At 57.5% G+C, this 22,375-nt stretch carries 24 protein-coding genes; 11 read left to right on the plus strand and 13 right to left on the minus strand.

Annotated features, from left to right (window positions below; genetic code table 11):
• Window positions 1-66: 66 nt before the first annotated feature.
• The 5 genes from HY308_13420 to HY308_13440 form a co-directional block, all read right to left on the minus strand.
• The gene (locus HY308_13420; GenBank protein MBI3899278.1) at window positions 67-1,695 is read right to left on the minus strand and encodes an ABC transporter ATP-binding protein; all 1,629 of its coding nucleotides are present in this window, start codon (window positions 1,693-1,695) and stop codon (window positions 67-69) included.
• Window positions 1,692-2,519, minus strand: a complete 828-nt coding sequence (locus tag HY308_13425; GenBank protein MBI3899279.1) for an ABC transporter permease — start codon at window positions 2,517-2,519, stop codon at window positions 1,692-1,694. The genes HY308_13420 and HY308_13425 overlap by 4 nt, the downstream gene beginning before the upstream one ends.
• 15 nt (window positions 2,520-2,534) lie before the next feature.
• Window positions 2,535-3,482, minus strand: a complete 948-nt coding sequence (locus HY308_13430) for an ABC transporter permease (GenBank protein ID MBI3899280.1) — start codon at window positions 3,480-3,482, stop codon at window positions 2,535-2,537.
• Between the two features lie 214 nt (window positions 3,483-3,696).
• Window positions 3,697-5,250, minus strand: coding sequence for an ABC transporter substrate-binding protein (locus HY308_13435; protein MBI3899281.1), 1,554 nt, complete (start codon window positions 5,248-5,250; stop codon window positions 3,697-3,699).
• 581 nt (window positions 5,251-5,831) lie between these two features.
• Entirely contained in the window at window positions 5,832-6,266 is a 435-nt protein-coding gene (locus HY308_13440; GenBank protein ID MBI3899282.1) for a universal stress protein, read from the minus strand.
• A 232-nt stretch (window positions 6,267-6,498) separates the two neighbouring features.
• On the opposite strand from HY308_13440, the gene HY308_13445 reads away from it, so the two are divergent.
• Genes HY308_13445 through HY308_13460 form a run of 4 tightly spaced genes read left to right on the plus strand, consistent with a single transcriptional unit; the run spans window position 6,499 to window position 8,877 of the window.
• Complete coding sequence (locus HY308_13445; protein ID MBI3899283.1) at window positions 6,499-6,906, plus strand: nuclear transport factor 2 family protein; 408 nt, start codon at window positions 6,499-6,501, stop codon at window positions 6,904-6,906.
• On the plus strand, window positions 6,906-7,508 hold the full coding sequence (locus HY308_13450) for a GNAT family N-acetyltransferase (GenBank protein ID MBI3899284.1): 603 nt from the start codon (window positions 6,906-6,908) through the stop codon (window positions 7,506-7,508). Before HY308_13445 ends, HY308_13450 begins: the two co-directional genes overlap by 1 nt.
• Window positions 7,505-8,401: a carbon-nitrogen hydrolase family protein gene (locus tag HY308_13455; GenBank protein MBI3899285.1), complete on the plus strand. Its 897-nt coding sequence runs from the start codon at window positions 7,505-7,507 to the stop codon at window positions 8,399-8,401. The genes HY308_13450 and HY308_13455 overlap by 4 nt, the downstream gene beginning before the upstream one ends.
• Before the next feature lie 29 nt (window positions 8,402-8,430).
• Window positions 8,431-8,877, plus strand: a complete 447-nt coding sequence (locus HY308_13460; protein MBI3899286.1) for a GFA family protein — start codon at window positions 8,431-8,433, stop codon at window positions 8,875-8,877.
• A 12-nt stretch (window positions 8,878-8,889) separates the two neighbouring features.
• On the opposite strand, the gene HY308_13465 is transcribed toward HY308_13460, so the two are convergent.
• From HY308_13465 to HY308_13475, 3 genes are read right to left on the minus strand one after another with little or no spacing between them, the layout of a single operon-like run.
• A complete protein-coding gene (locus HY308_13465) occupies window positions 8,890-10,947 on the minus strand; it encodes a hydantoinase/oxoprolinase family protein (protein ID MBI3899287.1) in 2,058 nt (685 codons plus the stop codon).
• On the minus strand, window positions 10,934-12,199 hold the full coding sequence (locus HY308_13470; protein ID MBI3899288.1) for a trimethylamine methyltransferase family protein: 1,266 nt from the start codon (window positions 12,197-12,199) through the stop codon (window positions 10,934-10,936). Before HY308_13470 ends, HY308_13465 begins: the two co-directional genes overlap by 14 nt.
• 10 nt (window positions 12,200-12,209) lie before the next feature.
• Complete coding sequence (locus HY308_13475; GenBank protein MBI3899289.1) at window positions 12,210-13,427, minus strand: MFS transporter; 1,218 nt, start codon at window positions 13,425-13,427, stop codon at window positions 12,210-12,212.
• A gap of 148 nt (window positions 13,428-13,575) precedes the next feature.
• Between HY308_13475 and HY308_13480 the strand changes: the two genes are divergently transcribed.
• The 3 genes from HY308_13480 (at window position 13,576) to HY308_13490 (ending at window position 15,928) form a co-directional block, all read left to right on the plus strand.
• Window positions 13,576-14,475 carry a LysR family transcriptional regulator gene (locus HY308_13480; GenBank protein ID MBI3899290.1) on the plus strand — a complete coding sequence of 300 codons (900 nt, stop codon included), beginning with the start codon at window positions 13,576-13,578 and terminating at the stop codon, window positions 14,473-14,475.
• 52 nt (window positions 14,476-14,527) lie between these two features.
• Window positions 14,528-15,391, plus strand: coding sequence for a phosphatase PAP2 family protein (locus HY308_13485; GenBank protein MBI3899291.1), 864 nt, complete (start codon window positions 14,528-14,530; stop codon window positions 15,389-15,391).
• 135 nt (window positions 15,392-15,526) lie between these two features.
• Window positions 15,527-15,928 carry a hypothetical protein gene (locus HY308_13490; GenBank protein ID MBI3899292.1) on the plus strand — a complete coding sequence of 134 codons (402 nt, stop codon included), beginning with the start codon at window positions 15,527-15,529 and terminating at the stop codon, window positions 15,926-15,928.
• Between the two features lie 29 nt (window positions 15,929-15,957).
• Here the strand turns inward: HY308_13490 and HY308_13495 are convergent, their stop codons facing one another.
• Window positions 15,958-16,905 carry an AraC family transcriptional regulator gene (locus HY308_13495; protein MBI3899293.1) on the minus strand — a complete coding sequence of 316 codons (948 nt, stop codon included), beginning with the start codon at window positions 16,903-16,905 and terminating at the stop codon, window positions 15,958-15,960.
• Window positions 16,906-17,144: 239 nt separating this feature from the next.
• Between HY308_13495 and HY308_13500 the strand changes: the two genes are divergently transcribed.
• From HY308_13500 to HY308_13510, 3 genes are all read left to right on the plus strand, one after another.
• Window positions 17,145-17,507: a YHS domain-containing protein gene (locus tag HY308_13500; GenBank protein ID MBI3899294.1), complete on the plus strand. Its 363-nt coding sequence runs from the start codon at window positions 17,145-17,147 to the stop codon at window positions 17,505-17,507.
• Window positions 17,508-17,602: 95 nt separating this feature from the next.
• On the plus strand, window positions 17,603-18,115 hold the full coding sequence (locus tag HY308_13505; protein ID MBI3899295.1) for an HPP family protein: 513 nt from the start codon (window positions 17,603-17,605) through the stop codon (window positions 18,113-18,115).
• A gap of 66 nt (window positions 18,116-18,181) precedes the next feature.
• A complete protein-coding gene (locus tag HY308_13510) occupies window positions 18,182-18,637 on the plus strand; it encodes a flavodoxin family protein (protein ID MBI3899296.1) in 456 nt (151 codons plus the stop codon).
• 70 nt (window positions 18,638-18,707) lie between these two features.
• Here HY308_13510 and HY308_13515 read toward each other — a convergent pair whose 3' ends face one another.
• From HY308_13515 to HY308_13530, 4 genes are read right to left on the minus strand one after another with little or no spacing between them, the layout of a single operon-like run.
• Window positions 18,708-19,538: an EamA family transporter gene (locus HY308_13515; GenBank protein MBI3899297.1), complete on the minus strand. Its 831-nt coding sequence runs from the start codon at window positions 19,536-19,538 to the stop codon at window positions 18,708-18,710.
• Window positions 19,535-19,714 (minus strand): hypothetical protein, encoded by a 180-nt coding sequence (locus tag HY308_13520; GenBank protein ID MBI3899298.1) that lies wholly within the window; start codon window positions 19,712-19,714, stop codon window positions 19,535-19,537. Before HY308_13520 ends, HY308_13515 begins: the two co-directional genes overlap by 4 nt.
• 19 nt (window positions 19,715-19,733) lie before the next feature.
• Window positions 19,734-20,711, minus strand: a complete 978-nt coding sequence (locus HY308_13525) for an MFS transporter (protein MBI3899299.1) — start codon at window positions 20,709-20,711, stop codon at window positions 19,734-19,736.
• A gap of 3 nt (window positions 20,712-20,714) precedes the next feature.
• Window positions 20,715-21,284: an HD domain-containing protein gene (locus tag HY308_13530; GenBank protein MBI3899300.1), complete on the minus strand. Its 570-nt coding sequence runs from the start codon at window positions 21,282-21,284 to the stop codon at window positions 20,715-20,717.
• A 101-nt stretch (window positions 21,285-21,385) separates the two neighbouring features.
• Here HY308_13530 and gcvA point away from each other — a divergent pair, with 101 nt between their 5' ends.
• Complete coding sequence (gene gcvA / locus HY308_13535; protein ID MBI3899301.1) at window positions 21,386-22,315, plus strand: transcriptional regulator GcvA; 930 nt, start codon at window positions 21,386-21,388, stop codon at window positions 22,313-22,315.
• The last annotated feature ends 60 nt before the right edge of the window (window positions 22,316-22,375 follow it).

Here is a 22,375-nt window from a genome sequence, read left to right on the forward strand (position 1 = left end):
GCTGTTTGTCGAGTGCTGAAACGGTGGAGACAAGAACGATGTGCCTTCCTTGTCCCACCCTAGCGACTAGTTGCGCACGCGCCGCTTGAGCGCCTCGTCCAACCAATTGGTTCGCATCTCTGGAACCGACGACAACAACAGCTCGGTATAGGGATGATACGGCGGCGAGAATACCTGCTGCAACGGACCGGTAGTCACGAATTTACCGCTGAGCATGACGCCGACGTTATTCGCGATCCGCCGCACGACGCCGAGGTCGTGAGTAATAAATACATAGGTTAAGCCGAGTTCATTCTGCAGCCGTTGCAGCAGTCGCAGAATTTCGTCGGCAACCAACTGATCGAGCGCCGAGGTCACTTCGTCGCAGATCAACAGTTCCGGCTCAGCAGCGAGCGCCCGGGCAATGCAAATACGCTGTTTTTGTCCGCCGGACAACTCGCTCGATTTGCGGTCGATGAAGTGTTCCGGCAAATCGATCAGCTTGAGCAGCTCGACCACACGCATCCGAATCTTCTCTTTCGGATACTTGAAGTAGAAACCAAGCGGGCGCCCAATAACATCGAGCACGGTTTGCCGCGGATTGAGCGCAACGTCGGGAATTTGATAGACCATCTGCACGCGTCGCAATTCGTCGCGCGTGCGCTTGCGATAATCCGGCGGCAAGCTCTTGCCGTCGAGCAAAATCTCGCCCGACCAGCGCGGCAACAAGCCGGTGATGATACGTGCCAGCGTACTCTTACCGCTGCCCGATTCGCCGACGATCGCCAATGTCTCGCCACGATCGACCGACACACTGACGTCATCGACAACCTTCATGCCCTTGCCGTAACCGGCCGTAAGGTTGCGAATTTCGAGATGCGGCTTACTCTTCCCGGGCTTCACCTTCGGGCTATTTGTTTGCTTTTCAGCGGCGCTGCGCACGGAAACGAGCTTGTTCGTGTATTCCATTTGCGGCTTATGCAGGATCTGCTCGGCGGCACCGAGTTCGACGACCTTGCCATGCCGCAATACCATGATGCGATCGGCGACCTGCGCCACCACCGCCAGATCGTGCGTTACATAGAGCGCGGCCGTCCCGTGCTCACGGATCAAGCGTTTCAGCACTGCCAACACTTCGATCTGCGTCGTGACGTCGAGCGCGGTGGTCGGTTCGTCGAGCACCAAGATGTCCGGACGACACGACATCGCCATCGCCGCCATTGCCCGCTGTAACTGACCGCCCGAGACCTGATGCGGATAGCGCTTACCAAATGTCTCGGGCGACGGCAAATCGAACGCGCGAAACAGCTCGACCGCTTCTTTCTTGGCCTGCGCGTATGACATGAGACCGTGCCGTACCGGACCTTCGCAAACTTGTTGATAAAGCGTCAACGCCGGGTTGAACGACGCAGCGGCGCTTTGGGCGATGTAGGCGATACGACGGCCGCGCAACTGCCGCCGGCCGTCAAGCCCGAGCTCACGAATATTGGCGCCATCGAACATGATGCGGCCGCCGGTAATCTGACAACCGCGACGGGTATAGCCGAGTGCCGCCAACCCAATCGTAGATTTACCTGCGCCCGATTCGCCGATCAGACCGAGCACTTCACCACGTTTCAGCGTGAGCGAAACACCATCGACCAGGACCACAGAGTCACCATGCTCGGTGTGCGCCTCAATGCGCAAGTCTTGAACATTGAGAATTTGGTCGCTCATGCGCCTTCTCCGTGTCCACGCGAATGAATGGACAGAAACCAGTCAACCACAAGATTGATGCCGATCGTCAACATCGCGATTCCGGCCGCCGGAATCAGCGGAGCGTAACCGCCGAAGTTAATCGCTTGCGCATTTTCGCGCACCATACCGCCCCAATCGGCGAACGGCGGTTGAATACCGAGACCCAGGAAGCTTAAGGAGGCGATAAACAGGAATTGGAAACAGAAGCGCAGACCGAACTCGGCGATCAGCGGTGGTAACGCATTCGGCAACACTTCGCGCCGCAGAATCCACCAGGTACGCTCACCGCGCAATCGCGCCACTTCGACGTAATCGAGCACGACGATGTTCATAGCGACCGCTCGGCTCACGCGAAAGACGCGCGTCGAGTCGAGCGCCGCCAGCGTACAGATCAAGACCGGGACCGAAGTACCGAGCACGGAGATGATCACCAACGCGAAGATCAGCGTCGGAATCGAGATCATGATATCGACGATGCGCGACATGATATTGTCGACCGCGCGCCCGGCGATCGCTGCCCCGAAGCCACCGATAATGCCGATGAAGAACGAGAGCAACGTCGTTGCCAACGCTAGCGCGATGGTGGTACGCGCTCCATAGAGCAAGCGCGAAAGCATATCGCGACCCAGGTTATCCAACCCAAGCAACGCATCCATGCTGGGCGGCGCCCAGACATCGCCAACAAACTCAGCTTCGCCATAGGGCGCGATGACCGGCGCGAATAATGCCGCCGCAAGATTGATCACGATGATGGCAAATCCGATTTGCGCGCTCAGGCTTAATTTTTGGCCAAAAATCTTCATGTGTGTAACCTAAACCTAACGCGGATGACGCAGCCGTGGATTGCTGAGGATAGCGAATAGATCCGCGAGCATATTGAGACCGACAAAGGTGCTCGCGAAGATGAGGCCACAGGCCTGCACCACCGGGACGTCGCGCTTGGAAACGGCGTCTACCATCAACTGCCCCACACCGGGATACACGAACACCACCTCGACGACGATAACGCCGACAACGAGGTAAGCCAGGTTAAGCGCGACGACGTTGATGATCGGTGCCCATGCATTCGGCAATGCGTGCTGCACGACAATGCGCCACTGCGGAAGACCTTTGAGAATCGCCATCTCGACATATGGGCTCGACATCGCCGCCACTACCGACGCACGTGTCATGCGCATCATGTACGCCATGACGACTAACACCAGCGTTATTGCCGGCATCGCCGTGACGAACAGACGCTGCCCGAATCCCATCTTGTACGTCACCATCGACAGACTCGGGAACCAACCGAGCTTAACCGACAACAAAATGATCAGCACGTAGCCGACGAAGAACTCCGGCATCGATATGGTGATCAAAGTTGCAGTATTGGTGATCCGGTCGAAGTAACCGTTCTGGCGCATGGCAGCGATGATGCCAAAGGCGATGGAAAGCGGCACCGCAATGACTGCCGCGTAGCCTGCCAAGAAGAAAGTATTAGCAAGACGTGGGCCGATTTGCTGCGCAATTGGCCGGCCGTTAGCTAACGATGCACCGAGGTCACCTTGCACCAGATTCCACAGCCAACGTCCATAACGAACGATCGCCGGATCGTGCAAATGCAACGAGCGGCGGATGGCTTCAACCGCCTCGGGTGTTGCCGATTGTCCAAGAATTGCCGTGGCGACATCGCCTGGCAAAACTTCCGTGCCGATAAAAATCAGCACAGAGACTCCAAATAACGTAATTAAACCGAGTCCGAGTCGGTTTGCGATGAGCCTTAACAAAATCTACCCCCTACATAGACTGCCGCCGTCCCATGCGGCTTACTCACACGGCTCACTCTGGATTAGGCGAGTTAGTTATATTGACTCGGTTATACCGAATCCATGCCAGCTCCCGAATAAGGGCAACCCGGCGATCCATATCCGAGCTACCGAACAACAGTAGGACGCTATGCGCCGCTTAGGTCATAAGCGGCGCATAGCGATCCTAGCTATCTTAAGTTTCCAGCCAAACCTTTTCAGGCGCCCGATAACCACTCATTAGGTTAGTCGGGAGGGCAACAAAGCCTTTGACCTTGCTTGAACCGGCATCGATAGTGTTGTTGAACATCGGGATCACTTCCCCACCGTCCTCATGCACCATCTGTTGCAAGTCGTAATACATCTTCTTACGCTTGGATACGTTGAGTTCAGCACGCGCCGTCTCAAGCAGCTTGTCGAAGTCTGCACGCTTCCAGAACGTTTCGTTCCAGGAAGCATCCGACTTGTAGACTACCGACAACATCAGATCCGCCGTTGGGCGCCCGTCCCAATACGACGCGCACCACGGTTTCTTCATCCATACGTTGTCCCAGTAGCCGTCGGCCGGTACACGATCGATCTGCAGATCGATACCCGCTTTCTTGGCGCTCGCCTGGTAGATCTGCGCCGCATCGACCGCGCCGGTAAAGGCGCCGTCGGACACGCTGAGTACAACCGGTGCATTGTGCCCCGAATTCTTGAAGTGGAACTTTGCCTTTTCCGGATCGAACGGCCGTTGCGCGATGTTGGCATAGAATAAATCGGTCGAACCGATCGGCTGATCGTTACCGATCTTGCCGTGACCGACCAATACTTTGTCGATGATCGCCTGACGGTCGATGGCGAACTTCATCGCTAACCGCAGATCTTTATTATTGAACGGCGCAATGTCGCAACGCATCGGGAAGGTGTAGTGCGATGGGCCGAGAATCTCGAACACCTGCACGCCCTTGTTACGCGACAACGACAACACCGCTTTCGGATCAACGCGGTTGATCAAATGGACTGAACCCGAGATCAACGCATTGAGACGCGCCGTCGGATCGTTGATGGCGATGGTCTCGACAGAGTCGACAAAACCGCGATCGGAACGGAAATGATTGGGATTGCGCTTAGTGAGAGTGCGAACGCCCGGCTCGTAATTTTCCAACATGAACGCGCCGGTGCCGATACCCTTGGTGAAATCGTCTCCTTCAGGACCAATACCGAGGTGGTAATCGGCCAACAGGTACGGTAGGTCGGCGTTGCCGCTGTTAAGCGTGATCACAACTTCATGCGTGCCGTTTGCCTTGATGTCGGCAACCGGCGCGAACAGCGACTTGGCACCCGACTTGGAATCCGGCTTACGGTGATGGTTGAGCGAGTAAACCACGTCGGCGGCCGTCAGCGGTTTGCCGTTGTGGAACGTTACGTCCTTGCGAATCTTGAAGATCCACTCTTTCGCGCCCGGTTTTGCTTCCCACTTCTCGGCCAGCGACGGCTGAGCGGAAGGTTTAGCACGTACATCGAGACCGGAATCGACTTCAACGAGAGTGTTGTAGAGCTGCAGACCTGTGACTTGTAAATGGCTAGCGGTAAATGTTGCGGGATCCAAACTATCGCCGGCGTTTGCGCCGTTGAGACCAATCAGGAGATGACCGCCTCGTTTTGGTTTGTCAGCCGCTGATGCAACATTGGACAACATACTGCCGGCAAGTGCCGTAGAGATACCAAGTGCCGCCGAACGCCTTAGAAAATCGCGTCGGTTAATGCGTCCAGCGGTCAACATCGCCTTTAGATCTTCCCAATCACGCATATATTGCCCTCCTGCCCCGTTTGATGGCGTTTCACGTTTATATCGATACCGTTACTTACTGATAGGTACGACTCGTGTATTTCTCGTCTCACTTCGACTGGCTGGTCAACAAGACGCAGGTCTCAGTTAGATAAGACTCACCTCTCAATCAACCATGTTACTCAGGGGATATGCCAGTCATTTTCCTAAAAACGACTCCGGCATGAGCAAGATCCGACAAGCGCCAACGACCGACTTAGCCGAGGAACCCAAGGACCACGGCTAACGCCGGGTCACTATCAACAGCCACGCAATCCGCGCGTTCAACACTAGCGCGCTTTACTGTTGTAACACGTAAAGGATTGACCCCTCTAGCGGTATTGTAAAAAAAGACAGGCTGTCGCATCGGCAGGTCTGCCCGCGACATAAGTCGACGATGCGTCCCTGTCCCTCTTTCCCCTCCTGGGTCAGGCGCTTTGGCCGAAGACTTCGGCGCGCCCGCATTCAAACCGGTATTCGTACGGATCAGAAACCGCTGCAAATTGAAAAAAGCGAAACTACTCTTCCTTCAATTTAACGATCAGACACGAGCAATGGATTCGTCGTGCGACATAATAGGTCGTCGCACCAAAAAACGCCTTAGATAGGCTGCTAGTGCCATGAGAACCCAGCACCACGAGGTCGACCTCATGTGCCTTGGCCGCGCGCACAATCGTAGCTCCCGACCGACCGTACTCGACGACAGGGGTCACCGCTTTGCAGCCGGCGGCAGTGCGCGCTAAATTCACTAGCTTATTGTGCGCGACGTCCTGTGCCCGCGCGTATAAATCGCCCATCATTCCATCGTCATCGGACGGTGTCGGCGCATTTTCTACGACATGCAGCAGTACGAAGGTAGTCTGCGGCGAGCCGAATCGTTTGAGCGCAACTTCAAGAGCATGGCGGGAACTGTCGGAAAAATCTAAAGGAACTAAAACACGCTCAAATTCCATTGGGTCTCTCCTAGGGCGAGCACTTCAGGAAACCAGTTTCTTAGTCCGTTTGGCCGTTATGTCCGGGTGCCACACGCAAAGTATAAGACCTTTCCCTAACGATGCGAGAGGCGTTTTTTGAACAGACCTCAGCCCTTTATAGTAGAGGTTGCCGGCACCCGCCACTGTAAAATCGCCGGTCGTAATATCCGCTTATTGTCGCTGTTTCTACAAGGATCACGGGCACACCCTTATGAATACCAAGACTCGTTCGCTGCTCGAGCGCTACTACGCCGCCTTCAACGCCGCCGCCTGGGACACATTCCTTGGCTTGCTGACCGAGGATGTGATTCACGATATCAATCAAGGAGGTCGCGAGGTCGGACGGGCTACGTTTGCTCGCTTCATGGAGCGCATGAATACCAGCTATCGCGAACAAATTGCCGATATCGTCATCATGACCAACGACGATGGCAGTCGCGCTGCGGTTGAGTTCACCGTGCTGGGCCAATATTTGAAAACCGACGAAGGCCTACCGCCGGCCGCCGGACAAACGTATCGCCTTCCCGGCGGCGCATTTTTTGAAATCCGCGACGACAAAGTCGCGCGCGTGACTAACTATTACAACCTGCAAGATTGGCTGCGACAGGTGGGTACCTGATGGCGGACTTACGGCTGGAGTCGTTACGGGGTGCAGCGATCGCACAACAGCTCGACACACTGGCCGAGTTGCGCATCACTGTCTTTCGCGATTGGCCGTATTTGTACGACGGTACACGCGAGTACGAAAAAAAATATCTCGATGTGTATTTGCGCTGCCCGCGCAGCTTGGCGGTGTTGGTGTGGGATGGCAATCACTGTATCGGCGCGACTACCGTGTTGCCGTTAGCGGACGCGGGCGCTGAGTCGCAACAACCGTTTATCGATCACGGCCACGATATTTCACGCATCAATTATTTCGGTGAGTCGGTACTGCTGAAACCTTATCGCGGTCGTGGCTTAGGTGTGCGCTTTTTCGAACTGCGCGAAGCGCATGCGCGCGAACACAACTTGTCGATTTGTGCTTTCTGCTCAGTCGAGCGCCCGATGAATCATCCGGCGAAACCGGTCGACTATGTGCCGAACGATGCCTTCTGGACGCGCCGCGGATATCACAAGGTAGCGGACATGGTGACGACCTACTCTTGGCCCGATATCGGTGAAACCGAATCTACCGCCAAGCCGATGACGTTTTGGCGGCGCGACTTGAGCGCGACCGCATGAACGGATTCGTCGCCGCCGCCGCGCAATATCCGGTCAGCAAACCGGCGTCGTGGACCGAAATCGAAGACACCTTATCGGCCTGGGTAGCGGAAGCGGCGGCGCGTGGCGCACAACTGCTCGTGTTTCCGGAATATGCGTCGATGTCGCTACCGGCGCTGTTCGCTCCTGATGTGCAAGCAGATCTCGCGGCACAACTGATCGAGCTGCAGCAATTACGCGACGATTATTTGGCGTTACACCGTCGACTGGCACAGACGCATCAGGTTTACCTGCTCGCCGGAAGTTTTCCATGGCAGGTATCGCCCGGACGTTTCCACAACCGTACATGGTTGTGCGCGCCGAGCGGCGCCAGCGATTATCAAGACAAACAAATCATGACGCGCTTCGAGCGCGAGCAATGGGGCATTCAGTCGAGCGACGAGTTGCGTGTGTTTGACACCGCGCTCGGCTGTATCGGCGTGAATATCTGTTACGACGTCGAGTTTCCGCTGTTTGCGCGTGCACAAGCCGAGGCTGGCGCAATTTTAATTTTGACGCCGAGCTGCACCGACACGGTCGCCGGTTACTTTCGTGTCCGCGTTGGCGCGCAAGCACGCGCCTTGGAAAACCAGTGCTATGTCATCCAATCGCCGCTCGTGGGTTCGGCGGCGTGGTCGCCGGCAGTAGATATCAATGTCGGCGCCGCCGGTTTTTATGGTCCGCCGGAGCGTGGTTTTCCCGACGACGGTGTGATTGCGCAAGGTCCGGTCAACGAAGCCAAGTGGGTATATGCCGGTATCGAACCAGAGCGCGTGGACCATGCACGCCGCGAAGGACAAGTGTTGAACTTCAAGCATTGGCCCGAGCAAAAATTACCGCCGCGGTCGACGCTAACCCGAATCGATCTTCGGTAGCGTGACCGCATGGAGCCGTTGGAAAAAAAATGACAACGCACAACATCGAATCAACAACGGATCCGCGTGCACGCGGCCATTGCTTATGCGGTGCCGTACAGTATGAAGTTCACGGACCGTTGCGTCCGGTCGTGGCCTGCCACTGCGAAATGTGTCGCCGCACCAGCGGCCATTATGTGGCAGCCACTGCCTGTGAGGCGCAGCACCTGCGTTTGACCGAAGACCGCGGTTTACGCTGGTATCAATCATCCGCCGCCGCGCGTCGCGGCTTCTGCCAGGAATGCGGATCTAATCTATTCTGGCATCCGCAGAAAGAGCTGCACATTGCCATCATGGCTGGCTCGCTCGATCAACCGACCGGACTTTCGCTGGTCGCGCATATTTATGCTTCTGCCGCCGGCGACTACTACCAGATCTGCGACACCCTGGCGCGACACGATGACGGCGCGCATGGCATTAAACCGCCCTACGCGTAACGCTAACTTCTTTTAATTAACGACGTCGGCCGCCAACGGCCGGCCGGTCGCCGTCGACCGTACTGTTGCCTCGGCCAAAAAATCTTTGCCGCTGGTTTGCTTGGCCACTTTCTTCTGCACCACTGTATCGACTTTGGGCATAACCGCGCCTGCTCGTAGCGCCGCATCGCGCGCCAGCACTTGTGCAATCTCGGCAGCTCGAGCAATCGCCGCGTCGGCATCCGGAAAATCTTGTGGACCCTCGGGTCCGTGCACGCGAAACAGCTCGAGCTTCGGCTGTGTTACCAAAATCTCGACCGACTGCATGACGACGCCGGCAACAGCACCGATGGCGTTGGTCACGGCCGCATGCTCCGGAATCACCAACGGCGCCTGCAAGCGCTCCGCTACTTGCGGATAGTAACTACGCACCGGCGCACCGATGGCGATGAGCGAGGCATTCAGACTGAAAGTGACATTCGCCAACCGCGAGAACATCTTGCCGCTGACCACATCTTCGATGAACGTGTCGCCGAACCGGCCCCAGCTGCCGCTGGTGGCGCGACGAATGCATGGATCATGCGCCAGCACTGCCTCGAACACCACCCGTCCGGTTTGACGAACGACGGCTTCGCGTATTTCGGTACAGAATTCTGGGACATCGGTATCGCTCAGTTGCTCTAGCCAACCGCGACGCTCACGAATCAACAATGCCGCACCCAGTCGCGCTGCTTCCACGTCCCAGCTGTGTTGCTCGCCCAACACGTGCATCGCATCACTCGGCGTGATGCCGGACGCGGCGACGAGGCCCTGACTCACCAGCGATCGCAGTGCCCGTAGCGCGCTGGCGCTGCGGGCGATCTCGGCTAACGGTTGCGGTCCCGGCGCGAGCGCATCCCAAACTTTTTGCTCGATTTTGGAGCTTAGATGCACGTCGGTGCGAGCACTTTGGCGAAATGCGAACCGCGCCGGGTGTAACGGCGGGATTTCCGCGAGCGCTTGCGCCCGCAACACATCGAGGATCGCCGGCGTCGTCTTCGCCAATAAACTCAACGGCACGACTCGCCGTGGGCCGATGGTCAACTGCGCCTGATCGTTGAAGCCGACTTCACTGTCGCCGCCGAGGCCATACGTGCGCACGTCGACCGCCTGCACCATCGTGTTCCAACCACCGACCAGTGCGCCCTCGTCGTTCAACACCGGCTTGCCGTCACGGACGATGGCGATGTCAGTGGTCGTGCCGCCCATGTCGGACACGACAAAATCTTCTATGCCGGTCAAAAATTTCGCGCCAACGACGCTGGCCGCCGGTCCCGACAAGATCGTTTCGACCGGACACTCCAACGCGACCTTGGCATCCATCAACGAACCATCGCCCTTCACCACCATCAGCGACGCATGGATGCGCTCGATTGCCAGTACTGCTTGCACCGCTTCGATCAAATGCCGAATCTGCGGCGTCAATTGCGCGTTGAGCGCGGTCGTCAACGCGCGCCGCGGCGCGTCGAGCCGCGATGTCAGCTCGTGACCACAAGTGACCGGCTTGTGCGTGAGATCGCGAATCAGTTGGCGTAAGCGGACTTCATGGCTCGGATTGCGCACCGAAAAAAGGCTGGAGACAGCGAAGGCGTCGACCCGCGCCGCGTGCTTGAGCACCACCGCCGTCGCCGCTTCGATATCGAGCGGCGCCAGCTCTTCACCGCTGGCGCGATGACCGCCGGCGATCAAAGCGGTCGGGCTATTGATCAACGCCTCGCGCAGCCCGGCGCGCGACAGCATCTGCTCATCGTAGCCGATCAAGATGGCACAAATCGGACCGCGCTGGTTCTCGACCACGGCATTGGTTGCCAATGTGGTCGACACCGAGACTAGGCTGATGTCGGCCGACGATAACGGCGCCGGCAATTTTTCGATTACCGCTTTGATCGCGCCGGCGAGACCGATCGATAGGTCGTGCTTGGTCGTCAGTGACTTGGCAGTAGCGATGACCTGCTTGCTACCGTTGAGGATGACCGCGTCGGTGTAAGTCCCGCCAGTATCCAAGCCCAACCAAAGATCTTTGTTACTGGGGGTCGTGTTAGTACTTGTCATGTTCCAGAGCCAGCAATTCTTCCGAGCGGGCCCGCACGAAATCGTTGAGTGCCATATCTATCTTTATATTGAGTTGCGAAATTTCCGAATGCGGCAACAGCGCGTCATCGGCCCAGTTGCCACGCGACTTCCTTATATGAAGCAAGCCGGCGTGATCCAAGTGCCATTTATCTTGGCTGACGGCGAGCCCGTTATCCATCCAGCCGGCGGCATGTAATACAAAGTCTGCGCCCGCGTCTAGAGCCAATTGCAAGGAAAAGCTCGATTCGGCGGCCGCTTGCGCGTCGACGCATTTCGCCGAGGTGAATCCGCCATCGAGCCGGTATGGCACGCCCAGCCGGCGGAACAGCTGCCCTGCCGCCAGACTTACCAGCCAGGTGGTCGGCTTGCCACAATCCGGCCGCATGGATTTCATCGAGAACGGAACACCGACAATTCCCCCCATGACCGGTGCCCCGGGATTCACCAACTGTGTCGTCGCTAAACCGAATAGGACCTCGGCGAATCCTTGCGCTAGTGCACCGGCAATCGTCGTCGGCGCCATCATGCCAAGCACCAGCCATGACGCAACCTGGGTCGCCTGCCCGGTCGCTGCCGAATAACACAGCGCCTCGATCACGCCTTTGTCGAAACGCAACGGCGAATCGGGGTTGATGATATTAAGTAAGCAGCAGCGACCCACCATCTCTCGTTCAAACACGATCGTCGCCAGCATCAATGCATCTTTATAGCGTTCGACCGACGGCTTCGGTCCTAAGAGAGGTTTACCGGTATAGCGGAATTGGATGGCGAGATGTTGCAAGTGCCGCACCGGCGTCGCCACGTCGGTAACCTCGCACAACGTACCGGCGTGACGCAGTCCGCTCGATGCTTGCACGAGTTGTGTCAGCACCGCGAGATCGGCGCTGGTCGTATAACGCCGCTGACCGTCCGGGGTAAGTAGGAAAGGCGTAAACGACGCCGGCGCGCAGACACCGCTGCCCTGGCCAAAATCGATTGAATACGCGTGGTCGCGCGCGAGTTGCCGAAACGATGCCGGCGCCGAGCGCGCGATGATCGCACGCGCTAAGCCGGCAGGAACTTTGATACAGCCTGCTTCGACACGTGCGCCCTGCTGGCGCCACAGTTGTTCGACTTGCTCACTGCCGGAACAGTCGATGCCGATCGTTGCTAAAAGCCGCTCGGCATTTTGTTCGATGACGACGACGCCATCGTCGGCAAGTACCGTGGCAAAGGGTTTGGCCGCTGACACCGTGGCGATTTTATACGACTGCCGCGTTACCGCGTCGAACGTAAGCCACTTTAATCGACTCGCCGGTACCGAACCGTAACGCGGTGACCATAGCGATAACGACGGCTAAGAGACCGGCGATCGCCAACAGCCAGGTATAGCTACCGAAATAGGTCTTCCAATAACCGCTCAAGAAGCTGAAGGTCATGATGCCCAGGAACAAGCTGACATTACCGATCGACGATACCGACAACAATCGCGCCCGCGGCACGACCGCCGCCATATGCGCATAAAATGCCGCCTGCGTGCCGAACATCGCCAAACCGAAAATAGCAGTCGTCAGCAACAATACTTCCTTAATCGGCCATACCACCGACACGACCATCGCCACGCCGGCGACCAAATGACCGATGGTGAGGCCGATACGAGTCGTGAAACGTTCAGCGATATGACCGATCACGTAACCGCTGAACATGCCAGCAGCACCAATGACGCTGAGAAGTACGCCAACCGTGTCGGCGTTCAGTCCGACCTCATGCCGTGCGTAGACCGACAAATAAGTGGGAAATATCGTCAGGCTGCCACCCGAGAGAAACATCAATAGATAAAGCAGCGTCAATGACGGCGCGATCGACCGCGTCGACGACGTCACGTCAAGCGCCGCGGCCGCGTGGTGGCTGCATTGCGACTTGGGAACGACGATCCAGCCAATCACACCCAAGGCAACGGCGATGGCGCCGAAGATCAGCCAGTTAAAGCTCCAGTCGAGCTTGTCGTTAACGATCGGCATTACGGTACCGACCAAAACGATGGCGTAAGCAGCGCCACCCGAGGCAATGCCCATCGCCCGCGCAAAATAAGTCGCTGGAATAAATTCTTTTAGTAAATTCGCCATCGGCGCCCAGCTGATCGCCGCTAACGAGCCGAGCGCGAACATCAATAAAACGATCAGCATTTCCGAGCGCACGAAGAACAGCCCGATCAGCAACAGCCCGAACAAAATAATCGAGCTCGATACTAAGCGGCTGAGATTGAGCCGGCCTTCGATCAGCGGCACCGCCAACGAGAAAATAATGAGGCCGAGCTGAAACGCACTGGAGGCCCAGCCAAGACCGCGATAGGACAACGCGCCCTGCTCGATCATCTCGGGCGCCAATGCCGACAATAGAAAGTGACCGAATCCAAACGCGACCATAACGAAGATCGTCATGAGCGCGGTCACGACGATCCAATGCATCTTCTGAAACATACTGGCTTGTTTTATCCTGCTCGAGTACGAGCTGCTGTGGTGCGCGCATCCTCTCGTTCCCGCCTTGGCCGAACAATTGATAAAGATAGTAGTAAACTTGAGTTTTCTTCATGTATTGTTGTAGTAACACTAATTAAAGGTTTGGCCCATGAAATTGCGTTATCCGCCGCTAAACGAGCTTAAAACGTTCCATGCGGTCGCTCAGGCGGGGCGGTTTTCGAAGGCGGCGGCGCTGTTGTCGGTTACCGAATCGGCGGTCAGCCATCAGATTCGGCGCCTGGAACAACGCCTCGGCGTGCGGCTGTTCGAGAAAAACGGCCGAGAGATGCATCTATCGGCTGCCGGCGCTAAATATTTTCAGGCGGTCCGACTCGCGCTCGAAACGCTGTCGGAGGCGACGGAAGAATTGGCCGGCACACCGGCGCGCGGACGGGCGACGCTGACATTGCCGACGTCGCTCGCCGCCTTCTGGTTGATCCCGCGGCTGAGCGATTTGCACCAGCAACACCCTGACCTCAGCTTGCAGCTGATTACCACCAATCGCCTGTGCGACTTCGATCGTGAGAACATCGACCTCGGCATTCGCTACGGCTATGGCGATTGGTCGGGTTACGACATCACTAAGCTGATGCCGGAAGTGTTACTGCCGGTGGCGGCTGAATCGTATTTAAAAAAATGGCGCGACGCGCCGATGGCGAAGGTGCTGGCGGAAGCTAAGATCATCGTCAATACGTATGACACCAACGAATGGAAAGATTGGTGCGAGGCGCATGGATTGCCGGTACCGCCGGAACAACGGACCGTCACGTTCGAAGGCTCGGAGCTCGTGCTCCAAGCCGCCATGGAAGGCGTGGGCATCGCCATGGGTCGGCAACCACTGGTGGACCGGCTTATTCGATCCGGTAAACTGATGGCGCCGTTCATCAATGTTTCCATCGAAAGCGCCGCGTACTACCTCATCCACCGTAAAGGCACGATGCTGTCGGGGTCGGCGCTGAAAGTCGCCGATTGGCTGAAAGAACAGGCCATCGGTCACACCAGCAAATAAATAATCTTCGTTGTGCGATTAACTATCATTCATCTCAACTATAGAAAACGATATGGAACGTCCTCGCATTGTCATTTACCGTCGCTGGTTATCATTGTTTTGTTTGTTGCTGGCGGCGCCGTCGGCGCGAAGCGATGAAATCACCCTGCCCGATCTCGCCGGTGCATCTTCCATCGACTTGAAGACGGATGATCCAAGCCTATCCAAACGTTCGTTCGGCCAACAATTGGTCCATGACACGCGCTATATGCTCAGCGCTCCGGCTCGATGGGACGCCGACGATTGGAAAGGATTCGGCGTTGCCGCAGCATTGGTGATCGGCACCGGCGCACTGATGGATAAACGCGAAGGCGATGGCGCCGATGACGAGGAAAGCGAATTGGATAGGCTCGCGTCGAATGTCGAACGTTTTGGCGGCGAGTTTTCAGCCATCACCATGGCTGGCTTTTATGCCGGCGCCAAATTATTCGATTCGCCGCGCGCTGCTGCTGTCGCCGAAGACGGTCTTACCGCCAGCATTATCGCCTCCGTCATCATCACACCATTAACCAAATGGACGATAGGACGCGTACGCCCGAGCGATACCGCGGACAACACCGAGTTCCACCCGTTCGGCCACAACCATTCTTTTCCTTCCGGACACACGACCCAAGCATTCGCACTCGCTTCGGTCATCGGCGCGCACTACGACTCGCCCTGGGTCGATACCGCCGCCTACACGACCGCCACCTTGGTCGGCTACGCACGCCACCAACATAATGCCCACTGGCCGTCAGACATCGTCGCCGGCGCACTGATTGGATTCGCCGTCGGCCAAACGGTGGTACGACTGAATGACGAGAATCGCGGCGCACATCTCTCGCTGCAAGCATCAGCCGATGGACCGATGCTTGCGTGGGTCATCCCGTTTCATTGAGCGACTTGCTACTGACAGCACGCTGTCAGTAGCCCCACCGTATCGTGCTGCTCCTGGACACCTCGGTCCGGTTGATAAGGAGCACGCATGAAAACTGAAAACCTACTGAACGATTTTTCCACGCCCTTAGTTCAGATGATCCCACAATGGCAAATCACGTTCCAAGCGCCGGAGGATGAAGTCGACGGAATTTTAGAAAAACTGACGGCAGTGGTGCCGTTGGAATACGGCAACAACGACAAATGTGCGCTGCGCTCCGCCAGCGGCGTCGAATATTACCGACCGCTCGCGGGGTCTCATGTGGGCGCCGAAGACGACGTGCGCAAACGCCCCGGCGTGGTCGTTGTATCGTTCCTTATTCCCCCGAACGACGCCATGCTGCGCCAAACAATCGATGCCATCGCCGCCGCCCATAGTTACGAAGAGCCGGTAATTACGGTGCAAACCGCTTTGGCGAGCCGCTCGAAAACAATCGGTGCGAAAGACAATCCGAACCGCTGGTGGAACCGCGGCGGCGATTGGAAAACCGGATCTTAAAAAACCGAACGGAGCCGGCCGGCGGCGCCTCAGGACTTGAGCGCCGGCCGGGCCCGTCGCAACTCGCCGGGACCGACGCCGAGCACGCGCTTGAAGGCTTTACTGAAGGCGGCATCGGACTGATAGCCGCAACGCGCGGCGACTTCGGACACACTCAGACGGTCTTGCTCCAACCATCGCCGCGCCCGCTGCATGCGCCAATCGAGCAGAAAATCCATCGGCGTCTGTCCGAGCAACGCATGAAAGCGTTCGGCAAACGTCGAGCGCGATAGGAACACTTGTTCCGCCAACGCTTCCAACGTCCACGCCCGCTCCGGTTGCTCGCACATGCTGATCAACGCCGCGCAAATTTGTTTGTCGCGCAACGCCGCCAACAATCCGGCGGAAGTCGCGTTCCCGGCGACGGCGTAGCGAATCACATAGAACATCAGCGCATCGGCTAACCGATCCAACACCGCGGTTGCCGCCAGCGCGTCGGCCTGCGCTTCGATGAACAACAAATCGATTAGCTGACGAAACTGGGCGGCCCCGCTGTGTTGGCTGCGAACGATAAGATATGGCGGCAACATCGAAAAGATAAGCCGATGGGCGCTACGATCCATCATCAGATAACCACAAATGAGCGCCGTCCCCGACTGCTGACGATCGAACGCGACCGGCGACGGCAACGAGATCTGGCCATAGCCCGTCGTTATATCGGGCGCCGACGCCAATAAATGCGGTGCGTCGTGCGGCAACACCACGACGTCTCCTTGCTGCAGCCGCAACGGCGTATCCATACCCGGTAGGCGAAACCAGCATTCGCCGTGACATATCGCATGAAAGTTGACGTGGCCGCTGCCGGCGGTATCGAGCGACCAGGTCTCGCACACCTGCCCGCGGTAGTATACCTGGCACTGGAACGACACCGCGCGCAAGTAATCGTCGAGCACGCGCTTGATCGCCGGCGCCGCATCGTTACCCGGACGTTCAGACATAAAACTCCCCCGCTCGCACATAGAGCGCAACGACACGCCGTCCTACATTGGCGAACGTCGTCTGCCGTATCCACTTCAACTTTTTATAGGGGATTGTCATGAACCGTCGTTTTATCAGCACGTACGCCATCTCCCTACGACGCGTCGTCGTTCCGTTAGCGATCGTTGCCGCTACTAGCGCTGGTCTGGTCGCACCCGCGGCTTACGCCGTCAAGCAAACCGGCGGCGAATATAACACGATGTACGCCGGCCTCGGCGCCAAGGGCTACGACGTCGTCTCGTACTTCAACAAAGGAAAACCGGCGGTGGGCTCAGCGGAACACGAGTCTGTCTACGGCGGCGTCACCTGGCGTTTCGTCAGCGAAAAAAATAAAGAGGCGTTCGCCGCCAATCCGGAAAAGTATGCGCCGCAGTACGGCGGATTCTGTTCCTGGGGGGTTGCCAACGGCAAACTGTTCGATGTCGATCCGGTAAACGGCTGGAGCATCGTCGACGGCAAGCTGTATCTCAATTTCAACGGCGATCTCAACAAGACATTTGCTGGCGAGTCGACTAAATTTATCTCCCAAGCCGAGAAGAACTGGCCGGCACTCAATCATTAGACGGCAGACGCCGATCACGTTTTACTATCGACCCGGGAGCCTGGAGCAAACCGCCACGCTCCCGTTTTTCATAACAATTGCTAAGGACATCAAAAATGCCAATTCCATTCAGCAAACTCAGCGGTGGCGGTTCACTTCCGGAGCGCGAGCCGTTGCCCGGCATCGCCATGGCCTGGATCGGCGGCTTACTGGCCATCGCCGCTGTCGCGCTGGCGACAGATACGCTCGGTATGCCGATGGTGCTCGGTTCGTTCGGCGCCAGTTGCGTATTGGTGTTCGGTTTTCCCAAGTCACCGTTTTCGCAACCGCGTAATGTCATCGCCGGCCACTTCTTATCGTCGCTAATTGGCCTGTTGTTTTTCACCGCATTCGGTGCCGTTTGGTGGAGCATGGCGTTGGCGCTTGCTTGTGCCATCGCCGCCATGCAGTTGACGCGCACGGTCCATCCGCCGGCGGGCTCCAATCCGGTTATCGTCATGCTGACGCATCCGAGCTGGGCGTTCCTGGTCACACCCACACTATTGGGAGTGCTCTTGATCTTGCTGGTCGCGCTCGTGATCAACAACATCGGCAAGGCGCGGCGCTACCCCGTCTACTGGCTGGGCTAAGTCGCGTTGGTTACCGCTTAGGCGCGGCGTATAATTTTTGCCGCGTCTTCGCTCGCGCCAGCGTTCATGAAAAAACTACTGATCGTCTATCACACCCAAGGCGTACGCACCGGCGAGCTGGCCGACGCCGTATTGCGCGGTGCGCGCGAAATCGACGATGTCGAGACGGTGATGAAACACGCATTCGATACCGGCGTCGACGACTTAACTTCCGCCAGCGGCGTTATCTTCGGCACGCCGGAGAACTTCGGCTATATGTCCGGCGCACTGAAAGATTTTTTCGACCGGGTGTTTTATCCGGCGCAAGGCAAGATCGAAGGCATGCCGTACGCGATTTTTGTTGCCGCCGGCAACGACGGCACCGGCGCGGTTAACGCCATCGACCGTATCGTTCGTGGCTTTCCGTTGAAGAAGGTTGCCGAACCGGTGATCGCCAAGGAAAAAACGACATCGGAAGATTTAGCGAGATGTGTAGAACTGGGGATGACATTGGCGGCGGGACTTTCGGTCGGGATTTTTTAATACTCGTCGATGAGAGAGTAAAAAATAGAAGCGCAGCGTGTTAGCGTTGGCGATATTAAACAACGCGCATTTACAACCGATAACTCAAACAAATCGCGCCGGCCGCGATCACGACGCAGGCACCAAGCCTGCGCCACGTCAACGTCTCACCGAGAAACATCCGACCGATCAGCGCGGCGAAGGCGATACTGGTCTCACGCAACGCCGATACCGGGCCCATCGGGCTTTGTGTCATCGCCCAAATGACAATGCCATAGGTGAGCAACGACAACACTCCGCCGCCGGTGGCTTTGATCGTCGCCGGCGAACCAAGCGGAATGACCAATCGCCGGCGCGCTGCCAAAAACGCCAGTACCATCAAGATTCCATAGAGCACGAAGATCCACGCCGAGTAAGCGTACGAGTTGCCGGCAAGACGCGCGCCCATACCGTCGGTGATGGTGTAGCTGGCGATAAACAATCCGGTAACGAGCGCCGAACCGACGGCGCGGGCGTGGCGATGCGCGTGCGCCATGCTGAGAATGCCGAGCGACACCAAAAACACGCCGAACCACGCGGCGGTACTCAACTGATCACCGGCGAGCACCGCGCCGCCAATCGTCACCAGCAACGGCGACGACCCACGGGCGATGGGATACACCTCGCTGAATTCGCCGTGACCATAGGCGCGTACCAGGAACAAGCAGTAGCAAGTCTGCAGCACCGACGATAAACCGAGATACGGCCAACTCGCTGGTAGCGGCAACGGTAATACGAGCACCATCGGTATACCGACGATCATCGTCACGATCGACATTACCGTGATCGTCCAAAACGGATCGGCGCCGCTGCGCAGCATGGCATTCCACGTCGCATGCAACGCGGCGGCGCAAAGCACGGCACCAACAACGACCGGCATCATGATGTAACCTCGCCGGTTCGTGCGCCAGCCAGGCTCACCAACGCGCAAATTATCACCACCGCCAACACTGCTGATATCGAAATAAAAAGCCCATCGTTCCCCAACATTTGCATGGCGAAGCCGGCGACCAGCGAGCCTATTGCCAAACCAATGCCGTTGATAGAGATCAAGGTCACACTGGCGCGCACCGTTTCGTCACGGCTGATTCGGTCGTTGACATGAGACGCACCCAACGCGTAAAGCGGATTGCTCGTGCCGGCGACTAATCCGCCAAGCGCCATCAATGCCACAAAATTGTGCACGTCGGCCAACACCAGCATCAACGCCGCCGCCAACGCCGTGCAAGCGGCGACCAAATCGATCGCTCAACATGCCCAACGGAATTTGCGTCACCGCCGGCGCGATCAGCACAAACGAGATAAAGCCGGAAATTTCGCCGGCCGTCAGGCCCGACTGCTTGCCGAATACACCCGCCATGCTGAAGAACGCGCTCAGCACGAACCCGGACATCATGCAGCAGATACCACCGAGCGGCGAACAGGCGATGAGCTTGGCGATCGGTAATGCTTGCTGCTTCGGCGCGATCTCCGGTTCCTTTGACGTCAGAAAACACACCGGCACTAGCGCGAAGGTAAACAGAATACCGGCGACGATATACGCATCGTTGCCGGCAAATAACCCAAGCAACAACGGGCTCGCACCAACACCGAGGACACGCACGCATTCATAAATCGCCAAGCTCCGACCGCGCACGGCGTTATGTGCCTGAAACTGAATCCAACCCTCGACCACCGACCAATGGCCACCCATGGCGACACCGGCCAGAAACCGCAGTAACGCCCAACCGACGACCGGCGTCGTCAAGCTGAGCGCAACGGTGGAAACACCGGCAACACCGGCGAGCAGCATGAACCAACGGACATGACGCACGCGCCGTACAAAGCGTTCGGTCAACGCCGCGCCGACAAAGATACCGACGAAAAACATTGAACCCAGAAGACCGATGGTCGATTCCGGATAGCCGTGCTCGGCCAAGGCAATGCCCATGACGTTGAAGAGTCCGCCGTGCGCCAGTGCAAATAACATCGCGCCGAGCAACACCGGGCTGATTGGGAGTAACACGACACGCAACTGCGCCGTCGCCGATGGCAAACGATCGACTGTCGCTGACATTGCTTAAGTCGCCTGCTGCAAACCGCCGTACGGCGCTTTATTAAAGAGGCGTCGAACCATCGGTACGAAATCCGCGAGCGATAATGTCGGATAGTGACGATCGAACGAGGTCTGATCCCAACGTTCGCAAAAACGTGCCGTGTGCTCGAACGCGGGATGGTCGCGGTAACGGTCGCGCTCGTTGCGATCACGACCGACGAAGTGGAAGTAGTAGTAGCCTTGAAAGACGCCGTGCTTGCTCACCAGCCAATGATTGTCGGCGGACACATATGGCTTGAGGATAGCGGCGGCGAGCTCACCGTGGTTATAGGGCGACAGATCATCGCCGATGTCATGCAACAGCGCGCAGACGACGGTCTCTTCATCGGCGCCGTCTTCAGCAGCGCGGGTCGCCGTTTGCAGCGAATGCTGTAAGCGATCGATCGGCATACCGAGCTCATTACCTTGCAGCAGTTGCAGGCTGCGTAATACCCGATCGGCCAGCCCGCGCTCGTAATCGGCGCACAGCGTATCGATCTGCTGCCAATCCTCGACTGTACTCTCGTCAAAACGCGTGAACCGCGGCACCCACATAGGATAAGCTCCAATTATCATTCTTGAACGATAGTCGGCCGGAGTTGGTGGATTCAAGCAATCAATTCTAATATTGAGGATAAGCAATACTTATCTGAACAATGGCCCGCTCGCTTCCACCGCTCAACTTATTGCGCACCTTCGAGGTCGCCGCCCGCCACCTGAGCTTTACGCTGGCGGCCGCCGAGCTGCATGTCACCCAAGCCGCCATCAGCCAACAGATCAAACAGCTCGAAGACGCCCTGGGAACGGCGCTGTTCCTGCGCGCGCACCGCAAGCTGCGGCTGACCGATCAAGGTCGGCAACTGTTGCCGGTGTTGCAGACGTCGTTTCATCAAATCGCCGACACCATCACCGCCTTACGCGCAACCAAAGGTCGACAAACATTGACCATCGGCCTCGGCACCTCGTTCGGTAGCTGGCTGGCGCCGCGGCTCGAACGATTTTGGACGATACATCCCGACGTCGATTTGCGGCTGCATCACTCGCGACGATTGATCAACTTTGTCGAAGATGACATCGAGCTGGCGATACGCTGGGGTCGCGGCGATTGGCCCAACGTCGTCGCCGAACCATTGATGGGATTGACGCTGACACCGGTCTGCAGTCCGGCGCTGCTGGCCGGCGCGCGGCCGCTGCGAACACCGGACGATCTCAGGCACCATACGCTGCTGCATGACACCGACTACGAGAGTTGGCGCCAATGGCTGATCGCCGCCAACATTAATGCGAACGAGGTCGAGAAAATTTGTCGCGGCTCGGTGTTCGACGACACCAACGTCGTGACCCAGGCGGCGTTAGACGGCCAAGGCGTGGCGCTCTGCGGGATTGCTTTAGTGACGAGTCATTTGGCCAGCGGCCGACTACTGCAACCGTTCGATTTAACGGTCGATACCGACAGCCAGTACTACGTGCTCTATCCGCCGATGGCGTTGAAACGACCCCTTGTCAACGACTTTATTCGTTGGCTACACCTCGAAACTGGATCCGATGCAGCGCGGCCTGCTGATGAACCGCGCAACAAAAATTAAGCGAAATAGGCAATAACCGACAACCCGGAGGATGGCACTTAACAACACCGTGCGCTCCCC

Source organism: Gammaproteobacteria bacterium (assembly GCA_016199745.1).
GTDB lineage: Bacteria > Pseudomonadota > Gammaproteobacteria > Acidiferrobacterales > Sulfurifustaceae > JACQFZ01.